Source organism: Cellulomonas septica, from assembly GCF_012396155.1.
GTDB lineage: Bacteria > Actinomycetota > Actinomycetes > Actinomycetales > Cellulomonadaceae > Cellulomonas > Cellulomonas septica.
On record NZ_JAAXOY010000451.1, the window covers coordinates 1 to 2,983 of the forward strand.

General features: G+C 76.0%; 4 protein-coding genes. 3 read left to right on the forward strand and 1 reads right to left on the reverse strand.

The annotated features are described in order from the left end of the window. Positions 1-139 precede the first annotated feature (139 nt). Positions 140-910 carry a type I methionyl aminopeptidase gene (gene map, locus HGA02_RS14855; protein ID WP_168679780.1) on the reverse strand — a complete coding sequence of 257 codons (771 nt, stop codon included), beginning with the start codon at positions 908-910 and terminating at the stop codon, positions 140-142. Between the two features lie 67 nt (positions 911-977). Here map and HGA02_RS14860 point away from each other — a divergent pair, with 67 nt between their 5' ends. From HGA02_RS14860 to HGA02_RS21505, 3 genes are all read left to right on the forward strand, one after another. Then, a complete protein-coding gene (locus tag HGA02_RS14860; RefSeq protein WP_168679782.1) occupies positions 978-1,274 on the forward strand; it encodes a helix-turn-helix domain-containing protein in 297 nt (98 codons plus the stop codon). Between the two features lie 146 nt (positions 1,275-1,420). Further along, positions 1,421-1,942: a VanZ family protein gene (locus HGA02_RS21500; protein WP_168679784.1), complete on the forward strand. Its 522-nt coding sequence runs from the start codon at positions 1,421-1,423 to the stop codon at positions 1,940-1,942. Between the two features lie 186 nt (positions 1,943-2,128). Next, on the forward strand, positions 2,129-2,983 hold an 855-nt coding region (locus tag HGA02_RS21505; protein WP_168679786.1), incomplete at its 3' end, for an AAA family ATPase.

Below are 2,983 nucleotides of genomic sequence, written 5' to 3' on the forward strand. Positions count from 1 at the left end.
CACGCCTCCGGCGTCTCCGGGTCCGTCGCGGAGCCGCGAGCGAGCGTCGGCGGGCCGGGGCGAGAGGGCGTCGTCGAGCGGAGCGGTCCACGGCGTCGAACGAAGCGCGCCTCGGCGGTTCCGGCCGTGACGGGCTCGGCTAGCGCGGCAGCGTGAGGATCTCCGCGCCGTCGTCGGTGATCGCGACGGTGTGCTCGGAGTGCGCGGTGCGGCACCCGGTCGCGCTGCGCAGCGTCCAGCCGTCGGGGTCGGTGACGATCTCGTCGGTGTCGGCCATGACCCACGGCTCGAGCGCGAGCAGCAGGCCGGGGCGCAGCGTGTACCCGCGGCCGGGCCGGCCGGTGTTCGGGACGTGGGGGTCCTGGTGCATGGTCGTCCCGACGCCGTGCCCGCCGAACTCGGTGTTGACGGGGTAGCCCGCGCCGGTGAGGACGCTGCCGATCGCGTGCGAGACGTCGCCGAGCCGGACGCCGGGCCCGACGGCGGCGATCGCGGCGGCGAGCGCCCGCTCGGTCGCGTCGACGAGCGCGAGGTCCTCGGCCCGGTCCGCGCCCCCGACGACGAAGCTGATCGCCGAGTCGGCGACCACTCCCCCGAGCGACACCGCGAGGTCGAGCGTGAGCAGGTCGCCGTCCGCGAGCGCGTAGTCGTGCGGGAGCCCGTGCAGGACGGCGTCGTTGACGGACGTGCAGATGTAGTGGCCGAACGGGCCGCGCCCGAAGGACGGCGCGTAGTCCACGTAGCAGGACTCGGCGCCGGCGTCGGAGATCATGCGCTGGGCCCAGCGGTCGATGTCGAGCAGGTTGGTGCCGACGGTCGCGCGTCCGCGGAGCGTGTGCAGGATCTCGGCGACGAGCGCGCCGGTGTCGCGGGCGCGCCGCACCTCGGTGGGCGTCAGGATCTCGATCATCGGGCCACGCCTTCCGCGGTACGGATAACTATCCCGGCCATACTATCCCGGTATTAGTATCGGTCGCATGGTCCGGTTGCCGCTGACGCCCGACGAGGTCGCCCGAGGACAGCGCCTCGGCGCGCTGCTGCGGCGCGCGCGTGCCGACAGGTCGATCCTCACCGTCGCGCTCGACGCCGGCATCTCCCCCGAGACGCTGCGCAAGATCGAGTCCGGCCGCGTCGCCACCCCCGCCTTCCCGACGATCGCCGCGATCGCCGAGGTCCTCGGCCTCTCGCTCGACGCGGTGTGGGACGCGGTCAAGGACCCGGCCGACGCCCTCGACGGCACCTCCGTCGACGGCGGCGCGCGCCTCGCCTCGTAGCCCGGCCGCCACGCCCGACCACAGCGCTCCCGGCGGCGGCGCCGCATCGCGCTCCCGCCACCCTCGTCCGTCCGCCGGCCTCGCGGCGCCGCTCCCGCGGCCGCGCCGTCTCACCGCCCCATCACCCCCCTCGGAGCCCCTGCCCCGTGATCTCCACCCTGCTCGTCGCCCACCCGTGGTTCGGCCCGACGGTGCTCGCCGTCCTGGTCGTCGTCGGCCCGCTGCTCGGCTGGTGGCTCCTCGGACGCCCGCCCCGGCTCTCGTGGGTCCTGTGCGCGCTCTCGCTCGTGCCCGTCGTGCTCCTCACGCTCGTCCCGACGGAGCGCGAGGTGTTCGACCGCTGCGCGGTCGGCTGGGTGCTCCCGACGTTCGGCCGGGTCGAGCTCCTCGCCAACGTCCTGCTGTTCGTCCCGCCCGTGCTGCTCGCGTCCGTCGCTACCCGTCGTCCGCTGCTCGCGCTGCTCGGCGGCGTCGTCGCGTCGGCGGGCATCGAGGCCGTGCAGGCGCTGCTGCCGGTCCTCGGCCGCTCGTGCGACACGAACGACTGGCTCTCGAACGCGCTCGGCGCCGCTCTGGGTGCGGCGCTCGCCGCGGTCGCGCTGGTTCTCGCACGACGGACGGCGCGACGGGCCGACGAGGCGGAGCCGACGGTCGACGCCCTGCCCTGAGCAGGACCCGACGGCCACGGGACCCGAAGGTCGGCACCGACCTCTGGGCAGCGGATCACGGACGATCCGCGCGCTTCGGCTGTCCGGACGGCGTCGACCCCGCAGACCGTGTGCACGCAAGGGATGTCGACCGCCCTCGCCGGAGCACCTCGTCGGCCGCGTCCGACGCCGGAGTACGGTGCACTCGTGAGCACCGGGCTGCTCGACCGCGACCGCGAGCTGGCCACGCTGACCCGGCACCTCACCTCGATCCGGGCCGGTGCGGGCCGGGTGGTCGTCGTCGAGGGTCCGGCCGGGATCGGCAAGTCCAGCCTGCTGGCGGCCGCCACCCGGGCCGCCGCGGCGGACGGCTTCGTGACGTGCTCGGCGCGCGGCGGGCCGCTCGAGTGCGACGCGGTCTGGGGCATCGCCCGCCAGCTCTTCGAGCCGGTCCGCCGGCGCGACGACTGGGCGGACCTGACGACGGGCGCGGCGGCACTGGCCGGTCCTGCGCTCGCGCTGGCCGCACCCGAGCCCGCGCCCGGCGGTGACGCGATGCACGCGGCGGTGCACGGGCTGGTCTGGCTCGCCAGCAACCTCGCCGAGCGCCAGCCGGTGCTCCTCGTGGTCGACGACGCCCACTGGGCGGACGCGTCGTCCCTGCGCTGGCTCGCCACGCTGTCGCGTCGGCTCGTCGACGTCCCGGTCGGGGTGCTGTGCGCGGTCCGCTCCGGGGAGCCGGCCCCGTCCGCCGACCTCCTGGCCGAGCTCCTGGCCGCGGCGCCCGACCCGACCGTACGGCTCGGTCCCCTGGGACTCGCCGCCGTGGAGGACATCGTCGTCGGCTCGCTGCCGGGGGCCGAGCAGGCGTTCGTCGAGGCCTGCCACGCCGCGAGCGCCGGCAACCCGTTCCTGCTGGGCGTGCTGGTCGCCCAGGTGCAGGCCGAGGGCATCGCCCCGACGCGGGCGTCGGCGGCACGGCTCGACCAGGTCGGGGCCGACCAGGCGGCACGGAGCGTCGTCCGGCAGCTCGGGCGCCTGCCTGCCGGCGCCGACCGGCTG